Raw genomic sequence first — 22,457 nt, 5'->3', positions numbered from 1 at the left:
GCGAAGGAAGTTCAATGTCGGCAGGAGGTCAAATGTCTTCTTATAACGTTAGCGAAGCGAGAGCTCGGTTCTTCGTAGAGGATCAACCGGGTGTTGCATTCACTGACCCTTCTTGGCGTGGCGCGCTTCTCTATCGCGACAGATACGACATGCGGAGAATGCCACATGACTTATGGGAAGCCATTCGCGAGGCTTCAGGTGCAACGCAATGGTACGTTTGTGGGTATTCCTTGGCGAACGAGCCAGAACACAAGTGCACTTTGATATCGACCGATTGGAATACGTTTTTCAACCACGAAGCAAATCCTGCAAAAAAATCACCAGAATGGGTGCTTTACGATCAGGGCGAGAAATTTGCAGTATTGGCCGAGTTTGACGTAACGATCATTGGATTTGCTCCCGACTTCGCGGAGAAAGTGGAGGCGAATCTGGCGGTGAGGAACACCAGTTTGCATAAGCTGACCGTAAATGATTTCGGCCCTCCAGCCGATTGGAATTATTTGACTGATCTGATCACAGCCGTACTTCGCAATTCGTAATTCCAATCGATACCGGCATGCCAGACTGCATACCGTCATCAGCGCAATAAAAAGGGGCGACCACCAGGCCGCCCCTTCTACTATCTACACGCGCTAAATACCCCGTCTACGCCGACGACTCGGCGGGTTTGAACCGGATACTTCAACACCTAACTCCTCGTTGATCGCCTTCATGCGCACCTGAATCGGAAGGATTTCCGTTCGCACGAATGCAGCGCGGGCCTTCTCCACGTCGGCAAAGCCACCGGCATTGTTTGGCACCACGCCAAGCAGCTGCTGCGGAACACGATGCGCCGCAAGCATGTCGTCGCGGCTGGTGTTCTTGATCGAGGCAAAGTCATCCCGGGCGCCCACTTCGCTGATCGGGATCAGTTTGATACCGTCCTTGTTGCCACCGGGGCTGTAGACGAACAGATTGCGGAAATTGCCCGGTCCCCTTGCATCCTTCAGTGCCTGGCGAATGGCGTCGATGTCGTTCGGGTTCTGCGCCGGATCGGTCATCGACAGGATGAAACCTGCGTGCGACCCGTTGTCGTAATACTTCCGCCGAAACAGCGTTGCCGAGCGGTTGAGCTGGGCGGCGTGCAGGGCACTCAGATACTCGGGAACGCCGTAGACCTCCTGATGCACGTCCAAATCTAACAGATGGACGACACTGTCGGGCAACGATAAATGTCTCTGACCCGGCGACTCCCGGCGACTCCCCTCAGGCGGTCGCCGCAAGCTCTTCAAGTAATTTCTGCTGCAGGGCAGGCTCAAGCTGAAAGAATCCATTGTGGGACAGGATTCGATGATTTGGATTGGGCTGATAGGAACCGGGTACTATCTCGCCATCTTCGACCTGGAACGAGCCCACGACGTCTTCCGCTGGCACCGGACCCTGCGGTGTCGGGGTTCTTCCATCAATGACGAAAACCCAACCATTCGCCTGCATTTTTGCGGCTGCATCAAGGGTCGGTACTGCGGGCCCGTGCTTCTGAATCACGCTATGCATGAAGTCTACGAAGACCCGGTTGCGGGCAAAGTTGTCGGGCTCCAACGGCTCACCGGCTCGATCTGTATCCAGAAGCTGACCGATGATCTCCTGAATAACGAAGCCTCGCTTGACCGCTTCGCCCGGCGGAACCAATGTCACGTACGCCACCATGCCGTCCGGTGTCTTGACCTCGCAAATACTGATGGGAAGAGTAGGTTGCATGGTGTTTGCAATTAACCTCTGGAGCTAATCGGCGTTACATCGACGCGGCGACAATCCGCATAGGCGGCCGGCGCAGATAAGTCAGATAGCGCCACAGCCATTCCATCGGACCGTAGCGGTAGCGACTCAGCCACCAGCGACTGAGCAGCAGTTGCAGCGTGTAGAACACCAGCACGTAAACCACCTGCCATGCACGCGAAAAGTACACCGCAAGACCGAGCCCGTAGCCGTAGAACAACCAGGTACCGACCAGCGACTGCAGAAGATAATTGGTAAGTGCCATGCGTCCAGCCGGCGCCAGCCATGCCAGCACACGCGCGCCGCCGGGATGTTGCAGCCATAGCACCAGGGTACTGAGATAACCAAGGCACAACAGCATGCTGGAGATTTGCAGAAGCATCAGACTGACCTGACTGAGTGGCGTCTCGAGGCCGGGAATGAAAGAAGTGCTGCGCCACGACGCAAGGAGCGCGAGCAGAATACCTGGCGGCAGTGTCCAGCGCAGCATGCGCCGGAAGAACGGCAGATGCGCCTGCGGTTCGACCATTCGCCCGGAACGGATCAGCCAGACACCGAACAGAAAGACACCGAGGATCATCGGACCCTCCAGAAAGACGTACCACCAGTGATCGACCAGATCTTGGGTACGTTGGCGCGACATCGCGGTATAGCTGCCGTGGAGCAGTAGCGGTTCCGCGACGGCGACCTTGTTCGCCCACTTCTCATGCGCCTTTTCGCGTTCCTGTACCTTCTGTGCATACGCCGCGGGGGTGCTGTGCAGGGCGTGGTACGTCCTCGCCATGCCTACCGAATAGGTAAGCACGGGCACCAGGTACAGCAGCAGTGCCAGCCGCCATAGCCAGTTCAGTCGCATATGGCGGAAGCCCAGCAGCAGAACGAAGGCCACCAGCGCATACATGACCAGGATGTCGCCAGCCCAGATCAGGCAGGCGTGGATCAGGCCAAATCCCAGCAAGGCTACGCTGCGACGAAGATAGGGCCGCACAAAGTCGCGCCCGGCTCGTTCGGCGCGCGTCATCATCACCGCAAAGCCCATGCCGAACAGCAGACTGAACAGTGTCCAGAATTTGCCTTGCACGAAGGTGAATATGAACCAGGCGGCGGCGTAGTCCAGTCCATGCAGGGTGGCTGGCAAGATGTCCCTGATGGCTACCAGCGGACGCACCATGAAATCCACATTCATCAGGAAAATGCCGAGCAGGGCGAATCCCCGAAGCACGTCCAGCGCCTGGATGCGTTCGTCGAGCGGAAGCGGCATCAACGCATGGCTGTCGCTGTTACTGGTCGCTTGCATATGCCCCCGCATCATGATTCGACAGCGCACAGTCTGCGGCAGGACCGTGCGCACGGCCAGTATGCCGAATGGCCCATTTATGACGCCCACCTTATGCAATGCGCTCAACACATCGCACGAGGTTCGCCATGGGTCGGAAGCGGACCGTTCTGTTATCCGTTCAACTCGACGATCTGCCCTCGTGCTTCATGTTTGTGCAATTCACTGCCCCGGAGGCGGTTGCCAAAGTTCGACCTTGTTGCCCTCGGGGTCCATGACCCAACCGAACTTCCCGTACCCGGAATCGTCAGTTTTCTCCAGGACGTTGCATCCTTCGTCCCGAAGCGCCTGAAGTACAGCGTCCAGGTCTTCGACGCGATAGTTGATCATGAAGGGCGATTGGCTTGGTGCGAAGTGCTCGCCATCAGCGGCGCCGATGGACCACACGGTCGTTCCGTTTGTCGGATTGCCCGATGCGTCCGCCCACGCGAACGCCGTGCCTCCCCATTCCTGGACGTCGATTCCCAGGTGCTGCTTGTACCAGGTGCGCAGCGCGACAGGATCCTTCGCGTTGAAGAAGATTCCTCCGATACCTGTGACTCTCTTCATTTGAGCCTCCGAAGTGCGGTCAAGTGGGAGCGTACTGCGTACGCGTAATGTATACCCCAGATAGTCGTTTTGAGACGAAAGCAGGAGGCCGCGGATATTCAAGGGCTGTGCAATATCCCCGGCAACCATTCTTTAAATGCCACTCGAAGGTCCGTGGACGTCTCGCCCCCCGTCCAACAGACATACACATCGAAGCGGTGCGCGTTACCCCGGCAGGTGTCTGGGTACATCCTTTAAACCAAATACCCGGGGGGAGACATCGAATGCGGGCTGGCAGGCTCAAAGCTCGCCAGCATTCCGACGATGGCCTGTCCACCCGAGACTGGCTCGTAACCGCCTTCGAACAGGAACCCTCCATGCCCGACCTTTGCAAACGGTTGTTTCTTTCACCGCGGATGTGGCTTGCCGGAGCCGTGCTCCTGGCGTCTGGTTTGTCTATCGCGCAAAGCCCGCCTGCCCCGATGGAGGTAATGATCGTGGGTGTTTTTCATATGTCCAATCCTGGGCACGATATCCACAACATGAAGGTCGACGACGTACTTGCACCCAAGCGTCAGTCCGAGATCTCGGCCGTCGTGGATGCACTCACGCGCTTCAAGCCAAACAAGATCGCAGTGGAGTGGTCTAAAGATGTTGTCGACGAACGCTATCCAAAGTACCTTGCGGGCACCCTTCCGCCATCCCGTAACGAAGTGGTCCAGCTGGGATTTCGACTGGCGAAGGTCGCCGGATCGAAAGGCGTATACGGTATCGACGCCGACGGCGATTTTCCGTATGAGCCGCTGAAGACTTATGCCGATGCCCACGGCTTTGGCAGTCTCCTCAAGGCACAGAGCGACGCGACTGATCGACAGATTGCCGAAGAGGAACGCGTGCTCGCCACGAAGGGCATATCCGCCGAGCTACGCCTTCTCAACGATCCGGCTCGACTGAAGGGAGGGAATGCTTTTTATCGAACCGCCCTTCGGATGGGTGCAAACGACGCCCAACCTGGCGTAGACCTCCTGACCGGCTGGTATCGCCGCAATTTCCTGATCTGCGCGAACCTTCTCCAGCTTTCGCAGCCAGGCGATCGGATCGTGGTCTTCTACGGAGCCGGTCATGCCTTCTTATTGCGGCAGTGCGTAAGCGAAACGCCGGGGCTCCGGCTTGTGGAGGCGAACGACTATCTTCAGCCATAGCGATCCGGACCCGACGCGCATAGCCGGTGCCGGGCGCACACCCTAATCAGCGGGAATGCGATGCTACAAGCGCAGCATTACTCAGGAAAAGCGAACTAAGCCCATTCCCGCGACCAACAGAACAAACGTTGTTGCTCAGATGATCCTGGCAGGAATCGTTGCATCCTCGTCCAGGGAATACACCGCGCACAAACGATGGTAACCGTCCGCGATGATGAGTTTGCTGTTCTCGCTGTCGCGCATCAACAATATCGGAGACAGTCCCTCGCCCTTGACGATCTTCTCGCGATCGCTTTCGACGTGGGAATTGCTGACGCCAAGACGGGACAAGTTCGATGCGCGAAGCAGGTCTTTGGCAGCGAATTCGCACATGCGCGCGCGCCGCAGTTTCTTCACAAGTCTGGCGACCGTGGCTGCATCGAACAGCAGGCTGAGATAGGACCCGGCCGCCACATAGTCGTGTTTTTCGGGCTTGTCGAGCCACTTGATGGAGAGAGGCTTCTTGCTCATGCGTCTTCCTCGGCCGGTTGGACATTACAGGCGTCTTCTTCGACAGCCTATTTCGCTCGCTTCGCTGCTGGCTTTTTCCCGGACGTATTAAGGGCGATCGCCGCGCGGATAAGCGTCTTGAATGCGTCAGCATCGACGTCCTCTCCCTCATCGATGTCGATCGCGCGCCTTGTATTCCCGTCAAGGCTCGAGTTGAAGAGCCTGGCCGGGTCTTTCAACGACGCACCCTTGGCAAAGGTCAACTTCACTTTCGCTTTGTAAGACTCGCCGGTGCAGACGATCCCATCGTGCTCCCATACGGGAGTGCCCATCCACTTCCACTCTTCGACAACGTCCGGGTCTGCCTCATGGATGAGTTTGCGCATCCTGGCCAGGGTCTCCCCGCGCCAGTCCCCAAGGTCGGCGATTCTTTTGTCGATCAGCCTGGATGCCGACTCGCCCTCGGTCGAACCCGACTTCTTCATGCGCTTCTCCTCCGCGAACAGGCTAAGGTGGCCATTGCCCCTGATCCGGCTCAATCCTAACGAAATCGGAAGCCGCACGCGTGGTTCGGGAGCGGACATCCCGTAACCGCCAGGCAGCAGGCGAGGCGGTGAAGTGCATGACCGGGACTTTAGGCCGATGGCGGTGCTCCGGGGCCGGGCTACCATCCGGCAACACAACGACAACGTATAAGGAATTCCGTTGGACACACGTTTCATAGCGATGGCAATTGCCCTCCTGCTACCTTTGCCGGCCGCCGCAGCGGACGCCGCCAAACCCGTCGATGCCGCCACCCGTAAAGCAGTCGTGGAACGACTCGCCCAGCAGCTGACGACTCACTACGTCTTTCCCGACGTCGCCGCGCAAACCGGAGCGGAGCTGAAGAACAAGCTGGCAACCGGTGCCTACGATCGCGACACCACCACCGACGCTTTCGCCCGGCACCTGTCTAAGGACCTCCGTGCTTCGGCCAGGGACTTGCACCTCAACGTGCTGTACCAACCAGCGATGGAGTTGCCCCCCGAAAATGCGGAAGCGCCGAAACCCACCCGCAAGGACCTCGACGGCGAACAAGCCTGGGTGGATTCGATTGCGGGCGGTATTGCCTCCGTGCGACGGCTCAGGGGCAACGTGGCGTATATCGACCTTTGGGGTTTCGTCCCGGCGGATTTCGCAGCGGATCGCTTCGCCGCCATGATGGTCAATGTGTCCGGTGCCGATAGCCTGATCCTGGATCTGCGCCAGAACACGGGCGGCGACCCCCACGCGATCGCCTTGCTGCTGAGTTATTTTTTCGACGAGAACGATGCAAAGCAGCTCACCAGCCTGCGCTGGCGAAAGGACAACAAGACGGATGCATTCAGCACCTTCCCGGTCAGCGGCCCGCGTTTTCACGGCCCGATTCGCGTTCTGATCTCGCCACGAACCATTTCGGCGGGCGAAGCATGTGCGTATGACTTGCAGGCACTGAAGCGAGCCACGCTGGTGGGCGCCACGACCGCCGGCGGTGCGAATCCCGCCGCGACGCTGTCCCTGGGTAACGGCTTCACTGCCGAGGTTGCCGAAGGACAAGCCGTCAATCCCGTGACAGGGACCAATTGGGAGCACGTCGGTGTAAAACCCGATATATCCACGACACCGGAAAATGCGCTGGATACCGCCTATGGCGAGCTGCTGGAGCTGGGCGCGAAAAACGCCAGGGACGACGAAGCGAAAGCACGCGTCGAGGCAGCGCTCAATCGCTTCCGGAAAGGGAACTGGGACAAGCCGGACTTCTCGCCCATCTACGCCGACTGAACCCGCCGTTTGAGCCGGCTGACTGAGGCGGTTCGGGACACCGGGAGGGCACCGCCAGAAGCCCTCAGGAGTCGCCGAGCTGCGCCAGTTCCGACCTGGCCGCCTTCAGCCAGGGCTGCTCTTTGCGCCGGTAGTAACCGGGCATCAGCTCCGCGCGGCGGATCTGGCTCCGCAGCACATCGCGGGCCTCGCCCTGGCGCTGGCTTCTGGCGAGTAGACGGCCATAACGGAACCGCCCTTCCTCGCCCGGATAACTGTCGGCTAGCACGCGGTACTCGCTCAGCGCCTCGTCGGTATGTCCCAGTTCTTCCAGGCAACGAGCATAGAGCAGATGCCCTTCGCTTGATTTGTAGCTGGGGTTAGCCTTGATCAGCGCCTCCAGGGTCTGGCGCGCCGCGCTGTAATTTCCGCCGCCGGCCTGCGCCTGAGCGAGGCCGAGCATGAAATCCGCCTCGGTTGCGTACATACCGGTGAGGAGGCTCTGGTAGAGCTCTTGCGCGTTGGCGTAATCGCCGAGTTGCATGCTTTCCTCGGCGAGGTGGCGACGATTGTCCACCGTATCGGCGAGCTCAAGCCGGCGTTTCAGTTCCCGGCGCCGCCGCTCCGGATCGATGATCTTCAGTGTCTTGCTCGCCGCGTTGCGGCCGCGAGGGTCATGACGCAGATCGGGGATGACCGCCACCAGCACGTATACCAGCACGGCCAGATACGAACCGATCACGATCAACCATATCCAGTAAAGCGGGCGCCCGCTCCGCACCACATGGATGGCGCATGCCACCTGAAGGCCAATGGACAGCAGAAAAACGATGGGCATGCCTCTTCCCTTCCACGTAGCCATGCGTAAATCGCGGATGCTACATCACCGCTGGCGTCCGGAGGAACAGACGGCCACTCCACGGGAGCGCGCTCCTACAGGTCTGCGAAGAATGAGTACGAGTGGGGAACTACGTCATATCCCGATGTCTTTCACCCTTCGTCCGCCACAACACCCGAAATATGCTGCAGCTCGTCGATGCCGGCCGGCGCGAGATCTTTCAGCAGATCCATGAAGTTCCTGCCGACCAGCCGCTGTGCCCTTCGCAGTAGTAGTGGTACCGGGCTGGAAGGCTCGTTGGCTGCGTAATAAGCGCAGATATCGTCAATCCTCCGCATCACATCCTGGGGCCCGGCGATGCGCCCACTGGATGAATTCGCCGCGGCGCCCTGCCCTGTCGTTGCCGCGCCGCCGTCGGCCGCCGCATCGTCGTCGGTCACTTCGTCACTGGAAGTTCGCGCCGCCCAATGTGGCTCGACGAATTTCGCCAGTTCGCGCAAGTCGTCGAGAAGCACCCGCAAGTCCGGTGCGGCGGTGCCCAGGTGTTCGTTCAGGATATGGTCGATGGCCCGGGCATGTTCAAGCGCTTGCCGGATGGCTTCGACAGATACTTTGAACTGCTCTTCGGGGCAATCCAGGCAACATGCTTCGATCTCGCTCAGGGACGGCGCGGCGCTGGCTCCGTCGCCCGGCAATATCTTCAGCGTACCGTTGGCGATGCGCAAGTCGCGCAGGCTGAAACGACCCAGCCGGGGCGATTGCACGAAAGGCGTTACGCGAAAATAAGCCAGCAGGCCCAGTGGGTCGCCGAGCGATACCACGGCATTGACCCGCGAGGTCGGATCGTCGTTGTCCTCGGCGTCAAGTTGCGGATGCACGCTATCCCAGAACGTTTCGAGCAGACCGCGAATGAGGGCCAGGCCGTCGGCCCATCCACGCAAGCCATGCATGCGCGTCCATGCCGCACACAAATGCACGGATACGCGAAGGTCTCGCGAACGTTCGAGCAAGCCCAGAGAGCGCTGTTCCACCTTTTCCCAATCGGGCTCCTCGGCGGCAATGACGCTGTCCCCGGTAACACGTTCGGCCCTGACCTCGGCGGCACGTTCCAGCGCCAGAAAATCCGGATCGTATTCGAGGTTGTCGCCCGTCGGTGCCTCGTCGGCAAGCGGTACGAGCAGTTCGCTCAGCAGTTGTTCCGTCGTCATGGCAGTTGTCCCAATGTCGTGGCGGCTTCCGCGCCATCGCAACTCGACTCGTCATCCGGATCGCAGCCCGGTTGCTGATCCGCCGGCAAGTGGATACCCGGACGCACGATGCCGAAGGCCCGATAACTTGCTGTGACGGCACTCATGTCGACGTACGAGTCCGCGCGATTGCCACTGCGCTGGGCGCGGCTAGCTGCCACCGAGGTCGGTATGTTGACGCCGATTTCGCCACCGATGGGCAATACGCTACCGTCGGCGGCCAGGGCGTAGAAATAGGCCGGGGGCTGCCCGATGAAGGCCACCGTCTGAAGCCCGGTACCCACCACATAAATCGGCGCGCTACTCATACCGATCCGGCCGGTGGACGCGTAGGTACCGAGTCCGTCGAGGATCGGTGTCGTGCCGGTCTGTAGCAGATCGCCGCCCCTCACGGCCAGATAGAGCGCAGCCCTCCCCGCGTTCACCGAGTAAGCGCTGCCATCCACCGAAGCAAGCGTCAGCGTCTGGCCGTTGGTCAGGCTGAAGCCGCCCGGTGCGGCGAAATTGCCGAGCACGCCGATGCGGTTGTCGATGACATGCTGCGCATCGCCGAACATGGCGCTACCCGCCGCACGGCCGCTGAGTGTATTGGCCGTGAGACGGCCCGCGCTCCCTTCCCTGATGGCACCCGCCGAGTTCAGGACGATCTTCGTGCTGCTCACCGCACCGTCGATCGCCAGATCGCCATTCATTGTGGTCAGCACCGTCTGGCTACCGCCATCCAGCGGACCCGTGACGGTAAGCGTCCGCGCATTGGTCAGACTGAAACCGTTGGCACTGAAGCCGCCCACGCTGCCGATCTGGTTGGCCTGATTCAGCGCTGTACCGCCGACAGAACTGCCGGTCAGACGGCCCGCGGTCAACATGCCGCCCGTCTGCGCGATCGTCGAACCACTGCGCAGGTCGAGCGTACCGCTGGCCGTTACGTTGTTGCCCAGCGTGAGGCTTTGCCCGCTGAGAGACACATCGCCACCGCTCAACGCACCGCCCATCGCGAGCGCCCCCCTGCGGGAGATCAGCGTCAGATTGCCGTTGCCCGCGCTGATCGCCGGCACCGTCAGGGTGCCGCCCGCCAACAGGCTCACATTGCCGTTCGCCGTGTTCGTCAGCGAGGCGATCGTCAGGTCGTTTGCATCGGCCAGCGATATGCCAGCACCGGTCGCGGTCACCGCACCCACGAAATCGTTGCCGGCGTCGCTCAGATCGATCGCCCCACTGGCATTGAGGTTGCTGCTGCCAGCGACATGCAGTGCACCGCTCTGACGGATGGCGTCGCCGCTGTTAACGGTCAGCGTGCCCGCGCTCACATGGCCCAGCGTCAGCGCCGTAGCACTGGCGATCTGCGTCGCGCCGCCGGTCAGATTCACGGAGCCACCGAAGTGATTACCCGCATCGCTCAGCGTGATCGCGTTGCTGCCCGCGTTGATATCGCTGCTGCCGCCGACATTCAGTGCGCCGCTCTGGTTGATGGCGCCACCACTGCTCGCCGACAGGTTGCCGCCGATGCTGCCGCTGCCCAGATTCAACGCGCCCATACTCGTCACGGTCAGTGCACCGGTGCTAAGGGCACCCAACGTCAACGCACCGCCGGAGGCAATCTGCGTCGCACCGCCCGTCAGATTTACCGCACCGCCGAAGACGTTATTCGTATCATTCAGCGCGATCGTATTGCCACCGGCTTGGAAGCTGCTGGTACCGCCGACGCTCAGTGCGCCACTCTGGTCGATGCCGCCGTTGCCGGTCGCGACCAGATTGCCGCCGATCGTACTGCTACCCAACGTCAACGCCGTGCCGCTGGCGATCTGCGCCGTGCCACCCGTCAAACTCACCGCGCCGCCCAAAGCATTGCCGGTATCGCCGAGCACGATGGCGCCGTTACCGGCGTTGAGATCGCTGGTGCCACCGATACTCAGCGCACCGCTTTGACCGATGGCGCCGCCGTGGCTGTTCGCGATCAGATGACCGCCGACACTGCCACTGCCCAGGTTAAGATCGCCCTGACTGTTTGCCGTCAGCGCACCCGTGTTCAAACTGCCCAGCGTCAACCTCGTACCGCTGGCGATCTGCGTCGCGCCGCCGGTCAGGTTCACCGCGCCGCCGAATGCATTGTTCGCATCGATCAGCGTGATCGCGTTGCCACCGGCGTCGAAGCTGCTGCTGCCGCTTACGTTCAATGCGCCGCTTTGGGTGATGGCGCCACTGCTGGTCGCGATCAGATCGCCGCCAACCGTGCCCCCGCCCAACGTCAACGCCGTGCCATTGGCGATCCGCGACGTGCCACCGGTCAGATTCACCGCCCCGCCCAAAGCATTGCCGGCATCGCTCAGTGTGATGGCACCGTTACCTGCGTTGATGTCGCTGGTCCCGCTCACGCTCAACGCGCCGCTCTGGCCGATGGCACCACCGTGACTGTTCGCTGCCAGGTTACCGCCGATGCTACCGCTGCCCAGATTCAGCGCGCCCGTGCTCGTTGCCGTCAGTGCGCCTGTGCTCAAACTACCCAACGTCAATGCCGCGCCGCTGGCAATTTGCGTCGTGGCACCCGTCAAGCTCACGGCGCCACCGAACGCGTTGCCCGTATGGGTCAACGCGATCGCGTTGCTACCCGCGTTGAAGTGGCTGGTCCTACCCACCGACAGTGCGCCGATCTGCTGGATCGCGGTCGTGTTGGTGAAGTCGAAGTAGCCGCCGGTACCGAAACTGCCCAACGTCCCGATCGCATTCGCGCCGGTGAGCGTCGCGTTGCCAGCAACGTTACCGCTGAGCGTACCGGCACTGATGACGCCACCTGTCTGCTGGACGTTTCCTCCTGCGGACAACGCGACGTTATTCGAACCCGTCACATTCCGGGTCAGCACCAGATCGCCGGCCGAAGCCAATGTCACGCCGGTCGAGTTGACGGCCGTACCGAGCGATAGCGTGCCGGTAGTGGTCGCCACGCCAAGGTTGCCCAAGACGGTCAATGGTCCGTTCACCAGCAACGACATGTCGTTGCTCAGACTGAAATTCGGTGCGTTGAAAGCCCCGAGTGCGCCTACCTTGTTTGCTGCATTCAGCGCGACATCGCCGACCGAGCTGCCGGTCAGGACACCCGCCGTGATCGCACCGGCGCCGCTCTCGCTGATCGCACCGGCCGAGTTCAGGGTGGTCGTCGTGCCACTCACCGCACCGTCGATCGCCAGATCGCCGCTCGTCGTGGTCAGCACCGTCTGGCTGCCACCGTCCAGCGGACCGGTGACCGTCAGCGTCCGCGCATTGGTCAGACTGAAACCGTTGGCACTGAAGTTTCCCAGGCTACCAATCTGATTGAGCAGGTTCAGCGCCACGCTACCGGCAGCACTGCCAGTCAACGTCCCAGCCGTCAGGACACCACCGCTTTGCACGATCCCCGCACCGCTGCGCAGGTCGAGCGTACCGCTGGCCGTTACATCGCTACCCAGCGTGAGGCCTTGCCCGTTGAGAGAAACATTGGCGCCGCTCAACGCACCTCCCGTCGTCAGCGCACCACTGCTGGCGGTCAGGTTCACATTGCCGCCGCCCGCACTGATCGTCGATACCGACAAATTGTCGGCGGCGATCAGATTCACGTTGCCGTTCGCCGTGTCCGTCAACGAGGCAATCGTCAGGTCGTTTGCATCGGTCAGCGATACGCCGGCACCGGTGGCGGTCACCGCACCTACGAAGTCGTTACTGGCATTACTCAGATCGATCGCGCCACCTGCGGTGAGGTTGCTCGTGCCACTCACGCTCAACGCACCGCTCTGGCCGATGGCGCCGCCGTTACTGTTCGCGATCAGATTTCCGCCGACGCTACCTCTGCCCAGATTCAACGCGCCCGTGCTCGTTGCCGTCAGCCCGCCGACGCTCAGATTGCCCAGCGTCAATGCCGAGCCGCTGACGATTTGCGTCGTGCCGCCAGTCAGACTCACCGCACCGCCGAAGGAGTTATTCGCGTTGGCCAGCGTGATCGGGCCAGCGCCCGAACTGAAGCTACTGGCTCCGCCCACCGCCAACGCGCCGCTTTGCTGGATCGCCAGGACATTGGTCAGGTCGAACGCGCCAGCGGCGAAATTACCCAACGACACGATTGAATTCGCACTGCTTAACGAGGCCTGGTTGGTAACGCTGCCGCTTAACGTGGCGGTATTGATGACACCGGCCGACTGCACGGCGTTTCCACCGGCGGAAAGTGCAACGCTATTCGAGCCTGCCACGTTCGCGCTCAGCTGCATATCGCCAGCGGAAGTCAGCGTTACATCGGTAGCAGTGATGGGTGCGAAAAGACTCAACACGCCATTGCGCGTGGTCAGTCCGGCGCTGTTCGTCGCATTCAGCGCTCCATTCACCGACAACGATGCATTGTTCGTCAGGCTGAAATTCGACGCGCTGAAACCGCTGAGCGCGCTCACCAGATTCTGGCCACCCAATGCCACATTGCCGCCAGCACTGCCGGACAGAGTGCCTGCCGTGATTGCCCCGGCGGCGGCCTGGGTTTGATTGCCCGACGAAATCAGGCTGACCCCACCGCTGCCAGCGTCGAGCGCGCCATTCAATACGAGGTTTCCACCTGTCAACGACACGCCACCGGAGCGACTGACGAGGCTGCCGGCGGCATCGACCGTCAGATCGGACGTGCCGTTGTTGATTGTCACGCCTCCCGCGCCGCCGTCGACCCCACCCGATACGTGCATCGCCTGCGCGTTGGTCAGGCTGAAGCCGTTGGCGGTGAAATTGCCGAGGCCGCCGATCTGGTTGGATCGCGTCAGCGTCGTGCTGCCACCAGAGCTGCCGGTCAGAGAACTTGCCGTCAACGAGCCAGCGGTCTGGGCAATCGCACCACTCGAGAGCAGACTGATCTGGCCGGAGCCGGCGTTGATCGAACCGTCCAACTGGACCGCGTTGCCGATCGCGCTGATACCGCCACCTACGGGCGTGCCCCATGCATCGATACTGCCGCCCAGCGTAACGTTGGCATCCGAGCTCAGGACGACAATCCCGCCGTTCGCACCGGATACGTTGATGGCGTTGAGGTTGACGACATCGCCGCCGCTGGCGATCAACATGACGCTACCGCTTGTACCGCCGATGCCCTGGGCACGAAGCACGCCGCTGTTGTTGACCAGCTGGGAAAACAGCGCAGGTGTCGCCGCTGCCTGCAGCAGAATCGTGCCGTTGTCCGCCACGACCGTGCCGGTATTGATCACCGCTGCCTGACCGGGATTGATCTGCTGTTGCAAAGCGCCGGTAACGGTAATATTGATCAGCCCGCTGCTGTCGAAACCAAGTACCGCTTGGTCCGCGCCGTCCAACTCCACGCGGCCAAGGTTGGCGGCGATGAATCCTTGATTGCTCACGCTGGCACCGATCAACGCCACGGAACCACCCGACGCCGCCGCGATCGTGCCGCCCTGATTGACGATGTTCCCCCGGGTGGAACCGGCCGCGAGGTTATAAATGCCGCTCGTGAAGTCGCTGTCCGACATGTTCAGTGTACTGGCCAGCAGGCTACCGACGTTCAACGACGCGGTGGGTCCGAAAATGATGCCATTCGGGTTGATCAGGAATATCCGGCCGTTTGAAGTGACGCTACCGTAAATCTGACTGGGCGCTACCCCGCCAACGCGGTTGAGTGCGATCGCATCGGCCCCGGGCTGATTGAACGCGACCGTAGCGGCGCTGCCGACATCGAAGCCGCTCCAGTTCAGAATGGCCTTCGCCGATGACTGGTTGACGGTCAGAATGGGGTTGGCACCCGTACCGCCCATCACGATGGTGGCGTTGCCGGATGTCACAGTACCGCCAGTCGGCATAGCCGTGGGCGGCGGCGCCGCCAGCAACTCGCCGCATGGCAACAGCGACCCGGCCACCAGACCGAGCAGGGACAGACTGACTGGCAAGGCCTTGCGGCGCAGCGACGAGATACGCGTACCGGCATTTCGGCAATGCGTGACGCAATGGGTATGCTTCATGGTCGCAGCCCTCAAAAAGTAAGACCGAGCCGCGCGTAAACGCGCGTACCCCTGGCACCCGATGCCCGGTCCGGACCCCAGGGCCTTGATGCATCCAGGTGCAGTTCGAACTGGTGAAATCCGGGCAACCGAAAGATGAAGCCCGCGCCTATGCCGCGCATCGTCGGCACCTTCGTCGTGGCGTCGATGCGGTTGGCGCCGGCGGCGAATCCGCGGGCGACATCGATAAACGCCTCAAGCTCCAGCACCTCTCGCCACGGACGGCCAAACGGCGAAGCCATGCTGGCGAAACCGGGCGCGTCCACGTGGTACTCAAGCGAGGCGTAGTAACCGCGATCGCTCAGGTACTGTGCCACCGGATAAGCGCGCACGCTGTCCGGTCCGCCCAGCGAAAACTGTTCCAGCGGCGTCAGCGCGTCACGGGTGTACTGGCCGTTGAACTTGAAGTAGAGCCGTTGGGTCGGCGTGAGGAACTGCAGACGGGTATAAGTCAGCTTCTCCACCAGAAAGCGTCTGGCATGCTGTGGGCTCACCAGATCCGGCTCGGCGGAATCGTCGCTGATCGACTGGCGCAGACTGACTTGCAGCAAGTCGATACCATGCAAGCGCACGTCGGTGCGGTTGAGTGCGAAGCCCAGCTCGGCGACATCGAACCGCTCGTTCGACAGGCGCATCCCCATGCTGCTCAACCTGGACTCCTCGCGGATGGCGTGCAGCGTGCCTTGCATCTGCAGGTTCTCGCGGTTGACGAACTTCCAGTCCGCTCCCGCGTAGTAGAGCGAGCTGGGACCTTCGACCTTGAGCGCGGCCAGCTCGCCGTTGTTGACCTGCAACGAACTCTGGCTACCGCCGATCACCCCGCTCAAGCCCGGCACGACCACCGTCGGCACGCTGTAGCTCACGGAACCGAGATGGCTCTGCCGCGGATCGAGTGCATAGGCATACGTGCCGGACAGCACATCGCCGAGACCCAGCGGGCTGTACCAGCTCGCACCGACCTGGGCGCGATAGCGACCGGTAAGCGAGGTGCCGTAGTTGTTGCCGCCAACACTGATCGCATAGGGACGCGGCGTCTCGCGCGCGACCATCACCACATCCGTCTCGCCATCGTTCTCGCCGGGTTGAAGCACCGAAGAAACGGCGATGCCCGGCAAGTCGCGCGCATACAGCAGCGCCGTATCGACGTCGCTCTTGCGCAACGTCCGGCCACGCAGATGCTCGGCCGGCGCCGCGACGACATCCGGTCGATAGCGCCTGGTTCCCTTCACGGTGACCTTGCCGATGCGGCCTTCGAGCACGCGGATCTCGATGATCTGGTCGGCTCCCACGTTCTGCGCCGGAAGGTAGGCGGTAGCGACGATGAAGCCAGCCTGGCGGTAGATGGTGGTCATCGCAGCCGCCACACCCTGCAGCTGCGCGAAGCTCAACTCCGCTGCGGCACCGTCACCGGCCAGCTTGTGGAATTGCGCATCGGCAAGCGTCTGCATCGCGGCTGGCGTGATGCCTGCATCGGCATGCTCGCCCACACCCTGCACACGGAATCCGCGCGTCCAGAGTTTTCTCGGCCCGTTGCCCGCATCGCGATTCTTGACCGGCGGCAACACGTGGCCGGCCGTCCCGGTGGCCGTCGCGGGATGGACGGATGCGGGCGTATCGGCCGCCGCTCCTTCCTGCCCCCACGCCCTCCCTATCCCCAACGCCAGAAACATGGCGGAGGCCAGACACTTTATTCGCATGATCCCCATTCCCCCGGCACCAGATACGCGCGCCCCTGCAAACGATGCGTCATGCATCGCTTCGGTTCCCGCCTCGATGGCACCCTGTTCCGTCGATAAACCCTTGCCATCCAGAGTAGTGCCATTTCATTCGCCATGCAGAAGCCCCCTTCCCAACCATGTCAGTAACGCAAGCAGGAGCAGGATCAGTACCAAAGCCATCAACCATCGTCGGTCGAACCACGAACGGGAACCGAACAGCAGGGGCAACGCATCGCGCTGACTGCCCTGTCCGTTCGATTCCGCCGGCGCCACGCGCGATGGCGCGATGGCGTTGCGCGCGGTAATGCCATGGCTGTCATTTACGGAGGCCAGCACTTTGCGCCGGCGCGCCCGGTACTCGTCGCGGCCGATCCGGCCCAGCCGGTGCGCTTCGTCCAGAGCGTGCAGGTTCTGGTTGGCGTGGCGTTCCCATTCGGTCATTTCAGCTCCCGCATCAACCTGAAGCCCACATCCTTCTGTGGCGCACCTTTGTCCTCGCGGCGCGCCTCGACCGTGCATTCCGACCAGTAGCTGGTGAAGCTGCCGCCACGCACCGCTAACGTGCCCCCGAGAGTTACCCACTCCCACACGTTCCCCGCCATGTTGACCAATCCCCACGGATTGGCCTCTCGTCCGCGCGCCGACACGGGCGCGCCGGTGCTGTCGCCCGCGCTGGCCTTGGGCGGAATGCAATTGCTGTCCTCGGCCTGGCGCCAACCGCTGCCTGCCTGCGCCGCATGTATCCACTCCGCGTCGGTAGGAAGACGGTAGGGCCAACCGCCACTGGCCTTGGTAAGCCAGGAGGCATAGGCCCTCGCCTGAGCGACGCCGATGTTATCCATCGGCAAACGGCCCAACTCCTGATCGTCGACGGTCACGGCACTGCACTGACCGGTCGCCGCGCAGAAGCGGTTGAACTCGGCCACGGTGATCTCCGCGCGGCTCAACGCGTAGGGATGGCCACCGTCGATGCCCGGTATCACCACCAGTGCGGGACCGCGATGGCCATCGACCTGGTCGAAGCAGAATTTGCCGCGCCCGACCATATCCGGATCGCCGCACGGGTCCGGACCCTCCGGCAGACGAGGACCGGCCTCCGCGACCGGAGCCGTACCCGTAGCGGCTGTGGCCGTCACGGGTGCGACCTTGCGACGAGCCACCTTGGCCACGCCCGTCGCTTCTGTCGCTACCGCCGTCGACGTGGCAGCGGCGGGTACCGTTTCGGTCGACATGAGCCGATCCAGTCGCGCACTCAACGTGCCTTCGGGCAACTTGCCGCGCGCCTTGAGATCCTTTTCCAGTTGCGTCATGCCGGCGGCATCGCTGCGATACACACCGTCGAGCTGCGCTTTGATCCGCGCATAATCCGCATCGGCCAATCGCTGCTCGCCCGCCCCCATGACTGCGGCGGCAACGTCGTAACGTGCCCTGGCGGCGCGTAGATCGAGCCGGTTCCCCAGCGTCTCCGTACCCTGCCCCAGCATGTCCGAGGCGCGCTGGTACTGGCCCTGCTGGAAGACATCTTTCGCCTGGCCGAGATACGCCCCGGCCAACAACTGCGGACCGTCGCCGCTAAGGAACGCGTTGCCCGGCTGCAAGACGCGGATCCGGTTCAGTGCGTCCCGCGCCTTGGCCACGTCGTTGACGGTGGCCGCACGACGTACCGATTCGATGCGCGCCGTGACCTCGGCGTCGGCGCTGTCCTTGTCCAACCGGGCCATCAGTGCCTGCTGGAGCGCGTCGAGCCGGCTGTGCTGTCCAAGCAGCGCTGCGGACGTCGGCGCAAAACGCAGACCAAAATCCACCAACGCCAGATCCTGCTGCAGATGAAGGGGATCGGTTTGCTGGGCGGCCGCATTGGCGATAGCCACGCCCAACGCATCGGTAAGCCGATGGGTTTCCGGCGAGGTATCGCTACTCAATGTTTCCATCGTCGACGCCACTGCCGCCTGCCACGCGGGATCCAGCGAAGGTTTGGCGACCAGTCCGGCCAAGGTATCGCGCGCCTCGGCCAGATCGTGCGTGGATGCGGCGGGTTGTGCCGCCAGCTGCTTGCTGGCATAGGCACGATCGGCGACGTCGATCTGCACCGCACGCAACTGCAAGCGCAGCGACGAGGGGAACCACTGGTTGGCGACAGCGAGCCGGCCACGTGCTTCGTCCCGCCGGCCGGCGGCAAGCGATTGACCGATGGCTTCGTCGTAAGCCAGCTCCAGTTCCGGGTTCTTCAGCAACGTGCTGTCCGGTTCGATGGCGTGAATCTTCGCCAGCGTGGCGACGGCGTTGTCGGCATCGTTCCCGAAGATGGCACCCGCGGCGATCTGCCGGCCCAGGTCGGTGTCGAAGGTGTTGAGCAATGCGTTCCTCTGCCGCTCCATCGTCTCGCGCCGGCCGTCCAGCGTCGGCGCGTACAAACGCATGCGATCGCGCATCGCGAATACGCGCAGCGCTCCGGCATAGTCGTAGCGGCCGGCCGGCGGATTCCATCGCGCATCGATCCGGCTCAGCAGGAAATTCTGGATGGCATCGCCGCGATCGTCGAGCAGGCGGCGACGATCGTCGTCGTCAAGGCTGGACAACGCCTGCAATGCCTGGTCTTCGTCGCGGTAGTGCTGTGGATCGTCCGGTGCGAAACGCGCGGATACTTCAGTGACGTGTCGGCCGTGTAGATAACGCACCGCGCCCCAGCCCCCTCCCGCGAGCACGGCGAGCGCGGCCACGCCGTAGCCAATCACGGGGAGCAGCCTCTCCTTGAGACCGATATCGCGCAGCCCTTCCAGCAGCGCGTCGACGTTGCTCAGCCGGCGCTCGCTGGTAAAGGCGACGGCCTGACACAGCGTGCCGTACTGGCGCCGTGTGAGTCCGGCCACCGCAGGCGGCTTGCGATCTTCCCGCATCGCTACCTCGGCGCTGACCTTGTCGAAGGGGTGTTTGCCGGTCAGCAGTTCGAACACCACGCAGCCCAGCGCATAAATATCGTCGCCCGGTGACGGCAGCTGACCGCGAATCATCTCCAGGCTGGCATAGGCCGGCGTCAGTGCGCCGAGGGTGGCGGCATCGAACACCGTCTGCTCGCCGGACGCATCGCCCATGTGTTTGCCCGCACGGGCGATGCCGAAATCGAACACTTTGGGGATTCCCTCGCGAGTCACCATCACATTGCCCGGTTTGAAATCGGAGTGGACGACACCGGCTGCATGGGCACGCCCCAGAGCGCGCGCCATGCCGTCGATCAGCGGTCGCGCGCGGCTCAACGGCATGCCGTTATAGGCCTGCTCGCGGATCAGCGTCTTCAAATCGCAGCCGTCGATGTATTCCATCGTCATGAAGACGTTGGTGCCGTCCTTGTCGAAATCGAATACACGTACGATGTTGTCGTGCGCCAGTTTCTGCGAACGCCGCGACTCGCGTTGCAGAGCGACCAGCGAATCCGGGTGACGCCTGAATTCGTCGTTGAGCACCTTGATTGCCAGCCAGGGATCGCGGTCGCGCGCTTCGACCTTGCGGTCGTCGCGGGCCAGAAACACCACGCCCATACCGCCGCGGCCCAGCTCGCGTTCCAGATAGAACCGGCCTTTGAGCAGACTGCCTACTGTCGCGTAATCGCCACCCGCCGCATCGGCGATACGCTGCCAGCTTTCCAGACTGGAAGTGCTGTGCGAATGGGTTCCGGTAAGCCCGACATGTGTGCCGGATGACGCCGCGGCGGCGGGCTGCACACGCGTGATATCGTCCGCGTCCAACGGCACCGCGCGCGATGTCGGCATGACCACCGTGGCGTCATCGTCGACGATCGACGGCGACGATGTTCGCGCGGTTGGCTTCACTACCGTCGCGTCGTCCTCCGGTGCCGCTACGGCACGCAGTGCATCGAGCCGGGTCACCAGCGTGATGGCGTCATCGGTGCCGATACCATCCTCTTCGCGCAGGCGGCGCAGCGTTTCGACGCCGGCGAGGTATTCGCTTTCGTGCAGCGCGCCGCGGGAATCCAGCGCACCAAGTACAGCGGCAAGATCGAGCTTCCCGCTGCGCAGGGCAGTCACCAGTTCGACGACGGAAGCGGAGTCGTACATGGCCGGTTACTCCTGTAAGCGGACGATAACGGCGGAAACGTTGTCGCGGGCCGCACGGCCCAGCGCCAATTCGAACAACCTGCCCAACAACGACTGCGGATCCCGTGCGCGACCGCATTCGGCATCCAGCTCGTCGTCCGGAATTTCCTTGTTGATACCGTCGGAACAGAGCAGGAACTGCATGCCAGGACGGCAGCCTGCAACCACCCAGTCGACGAACAGTTGTTCCTCCGCGCCGATCGCACGAGTCAGTACGCCATTACCCGGCGCCGGCGCGGGTGTCGTGCTGGCGGGACCGAACTGGGTCTCGTCGTCCTTCACGCCATGCACGTGATCGTGGGTGATTTGCCGCAGCCGGCCATCGTCGTAGCAATAGGCGCGGCTATCGCCCACCCAGCCGCAGAGCATGAAGTCGCGGTCGTGCACGAGCACCACGATGGTCGAGCCGATCAGATCCACGCTGCGCGCTTCCGCGGTGCTGCGCAGATCGGTGTTGATCGTCTCCAGCGCGTCTTCGATCGACTCCACGAAATCGAGCACACTGCCCGGCCGCGGCAGTGCGGTAAGGCGCTCGACGATCAAGCCGCTGGCATAGTCGCCCGCCGCGTGACCGCCCAGTCCATCCGCCACTACCCACAAGCCAACGTCGTCGCGAACGAGAATCGCGTCTTCGTTATGGCGCCGGACCTTGCCCGTCTCGGTACGTCCCACCGTGCGATAGCTCACCGTCATGATCCTGCTCCGACTGGCTCGTGGACCGCCGGCACAGGCCAGCGCGCGTCGATATGCGCGGCATCGAGGAAGCCCGCATACAGCACGGGATCGGGCAACCCGGCGGTGAGCAGCAACGATGCGGGCGGGCGATCGGCGTCGACGCTCCACCACAGGCACCAGCCGTCGCTTGCAACGACGCTCTGAGTCCACATCGCGGTCAGCAACGCCGTCGCGTCGATGTTCTCCGGTAACGGCAAGCAGTACTGGGCCGCATGCCTACGATCGAGCCGGAACGACGATGCGCGCGTCGGTAACGCACGGATGTCGCAGGGCATCGTCAGGGACGCGACCCGCGCATCGAAGGTCTCGACATTCGAGCGATCCGCCTGCGCCGCACGAAAAACGTTTTCCATCGCCGCGAACCAGCCCCCGTCGTCGCACAGCACGCCGGGTTGCGCAGGCGTATCGGTCGCGATGCGCCCCGCGATCACCATGGGGAAATGGCGGCCGACCCGGTCTGTCGCAGGCCCCAGCACGCCCGCCCAGGCCGCTTCGGTGCAGACGCCAGGAGCGAGCAAGAAGCGCCATAGCGGGCTAGCGCGATAAGCCGCCTGCCATCGCTCGCCCAGGACGTCGCGACTTTCCGCCACGGCATGCGAGAAGTGGCGATCCCATACATCGACGAAGGCCGAAGGCAGCCGGCGCTGCACGAAGTCGCCCGCACCGGGCAACTTGCCGAAGAAACCGGGAGACGCGATGCCTTGCATCGT

The 22,457-nt window shown here is 62.6% G+C and carries 17 protein-coding genes; 3 read left to right on the top strand and 14 right to left on the bottom strand.

Annotated features, from left to right (window positions below; translation table 11 throughout):
- The first annotated feature begins 32 nt into the window (after positions 1-32).
- Positions 33-539 carry an alpha/beta hydrolase family protein gene (locus AC3IR3_RS03735; RefSeq protein ID WP_489195683.1) on the top strand — a complete coding sequence of 169 codons (507 nt, stop codon included), beginning with the start codon at positions 33-35 and terminating at the stop codon, positions 537-539.
- A 93-nt stretch (positions 540-632) separates the two neighbouring features.
- Here AC3IR3_RS03735 and AC3IR3_RS03730 read toward each other — a convergent pair whose 3' ends face one another.
- From AC3IR3_RS03730 to AC3IR3_RS03715, 4 genes are all read right to left on the bottom strand, one after another.
- Entirely contained in the window at positions 633-1,205 is a 573-nt protein-coding gene (locus AC3IR3_RS03730) for a phage portal protein (protein ID WP_489195682.1), read from the bottom strand.
- 40 nt (positions 1,206-1,245) lie between these two features.
- Positions 1,246-1,737, bottom strand: coding sequence for a hypothetical protein (locus tag AC3IR3_RS03725; protein ID WP_489195681.1), 492 nt, complete (start codon positions 1,735-1,737; stop codon positions 1,246-1,248).
- A 34-nt stretch (positions 1,738-1,771) separates the two neighbouring features.
- A complete protein-coding gene (locus AC3IR3_RS03720; RefSeq protein WP_489195680.1) occupies positions 1,772-3,052 on the bottom strand; it encodes a DUF418 domain-containing protein in 1,281 nt (426 codons plus the stop codon).
- Positions 3,053-3,253: 201 nt separating this feature from the next.
- Complete coding sequence (locus AC3IR3_RS03715) at positions 3,254-3,640, bottom strand: VOC family protein (protein WP_489195679.1); 387 nt, start codon at positions 3,638-3,640, stop codon at positions 3,254-3,256.
- 356 nt (positions 3,641-3,996) lie between these two features.
- On the opposite strand from AC3IR3_RS03715, the gene AC3IR3_RS03710 reads away from it, so the two are divergent.
- A complete protein-coding gene (locus tag AC3IR3_RS03710) occupies positions 3,997-4,821 on the top strand; it encodes a DUF5694 domain-containing protein (RefSeq protein ID WP_489195678.1) in 825 nt (274 codons plus the stop codon).
- Between the two features lie 135 nt (positions 4,822-4,956).
- Here AC3IR3_RS03710 and AC3IR3_RS03705 read toward each other — a convergent pair whose 3' ends face one another.
- Positions 4,957-5,331, bottom strand: a complete 375-nt coding sequence (locus AC3IR3_RS03705; RefSeq protein ID WP_489195677.1) for a hypothetical protein — start codon at positions 5,329-5,331, stop codon at positions 4,957-4,959.
- Between the two features lie 47 nt (positions 5,332-5,378).
- Positions 5,379-5,795 (bottom strand): DUF1801 domain-containing protein, encoded by a 417-nt coding sequence (locus AC3IR3_RS03700; RefSeq protein WP_489195676.1) that lies wholly within the window; start codon positions 5,793-5,795, stop codon positions 5,379-5,381.
- Positions 5,796-6,036: 241 nt separating this feature from the next.
- Between AC3IR3_RS03700 and AC3IR3_RS03695 the strand changes: the two genes are divergently transcribed.
- The gene (locus AC3IR3_RS03695; protein ID WP_489195675.1) at positions 6,037-7,110 is read left to right on the top strand and encodes a S41 family peptidase; all 1,074 of its coding nucleotides are present in this window, start codon (positions 6,037-6,039) and stop codon (positions 7,108-7,110) included.
- 64 nt (positions 7,111-7,174) lie between these two features.
- On the opposite strand, the gene AC3IR3_RS03690 is transcribed toward AC3IR3_RS03695, so the two are convergent.
- The 8 genes from AC3IR3_RS03690 to tagF form a co-directional block, all read right to left on the bottom strand.
- On the bottom strand, positions 7,175-7,927 hold the full coding sequence (locus AC3IR3_RS03690) for a tetratricopeptide repeat protein (RefSeq protein WP_489195674.1): 753 nt from the start codon (positions 7,925-7,927) through the stop codon (positions 7,175-7,177).
- A gap of 152 nt (positions 7,928-8,079) precedes the next feature.
- Positions 8,080-9,135 carry a type VI secretion system protein TssA gene (gene tssA / locus AC3IR3_RS03685; RefSeq protein ID WP_489195673.1) on the bottom strand — a complete coding sequence of 352 codons (1,056 nt, stop codon included), beginning with the start codon at positions 9,133-9,135 and terminating at the stop codon, positions 8,080-8,082.
- Positions 9,132-15,143, bottom strand: coding sequence for a beta strand repeat-containing protein (locus tag AC3IR3_RS03680; protein WP_489195672.1), 6,012 nt, complete (start codon positions 15,141-15,143; stop codon positions 9,132-9,134). Before AC3IR3_RS03680 ends, tssA begins: the two co-directional genes overlap by 4 nt.
- An 11-nt stretch (positions 15,144-15,154) precedes the next feature.
- On the bottom strand, positions 15,155-16,873 hold the full coding sequence (locus AC3IR3_RS03675; protein WP_489196871.1) for a ShlB/FhaC/HecB family hemolysin secretion/activation protein: 1,719 nt from the start codon (positions 16,871-16,873) through the stop codon (positions 15,155-15,157).
- Between the two features lie 132 nt (positions 16,874-17,005).
- Positions 17,006-17,341 (bottom strand): hypothetical protein, encoded by a 336-nt coding sequence (locus AC3IR3_RS03670; protein ID WP_489195671.1) that lies wholly within the window; start codon positions 17,339-17,341, stop codon positions 17,006-17,008.
- Entirely contained in the window at positions 17,338-20,973 is a 3,636-nt protein-coding gene (locus AC3IR3_RS03665; RefSeq protein WP_489195670.1) for a protein kinase domain-containing protein, read from the bottom strand. Before AC3IR3_RS03665 ends, AC3IR3_RS03670 begins: the two co-directional genes overlap by 4 nt.
- Positions 20,974-20,979: 6 nt before the next feature.
- Positions 20,980-21,705 carry a PP2C family protein-serine/threonine phosphatase gene (locus AC3IR3_RS03660; RefSeq protein ID WP_489195669.1) on the bottom strand — a complete coding sequence of 242 codons (726 nt, stop codon included), beginning with the start codon at positions 21,703-21,705 and terminating at the stop codon, positions 20,980-20,982.
- The gene (gene tagF / locus AC3IR3_RS03655; protein WP_489195668.1) at positions 21,702-22,454 is read right to left on the bottom strand and encodes a type VI secretion system-associated protein TagF; all 753 of its coding nucleotides are present in this window, start codon (positions 22,452-22,454) and stop codon (positions 21,702-21,704) included. The genes AC3IR3_RS03660 and tagF overlap by 4 nt, the downstream gene beginning before the upstream one ends.
- Between the last annotated feature and the right edge of the window lie 3 nt (positions 22,455-22,457).

The sequence above is a fragment of the Luteibacter sp. GL_149 genome, from assembly GCF_057834065.1.
Note: the sequence above shows the minus strand (reverse complement) of the source record. Positions and strands in the feature narration are given on the sequence as shown.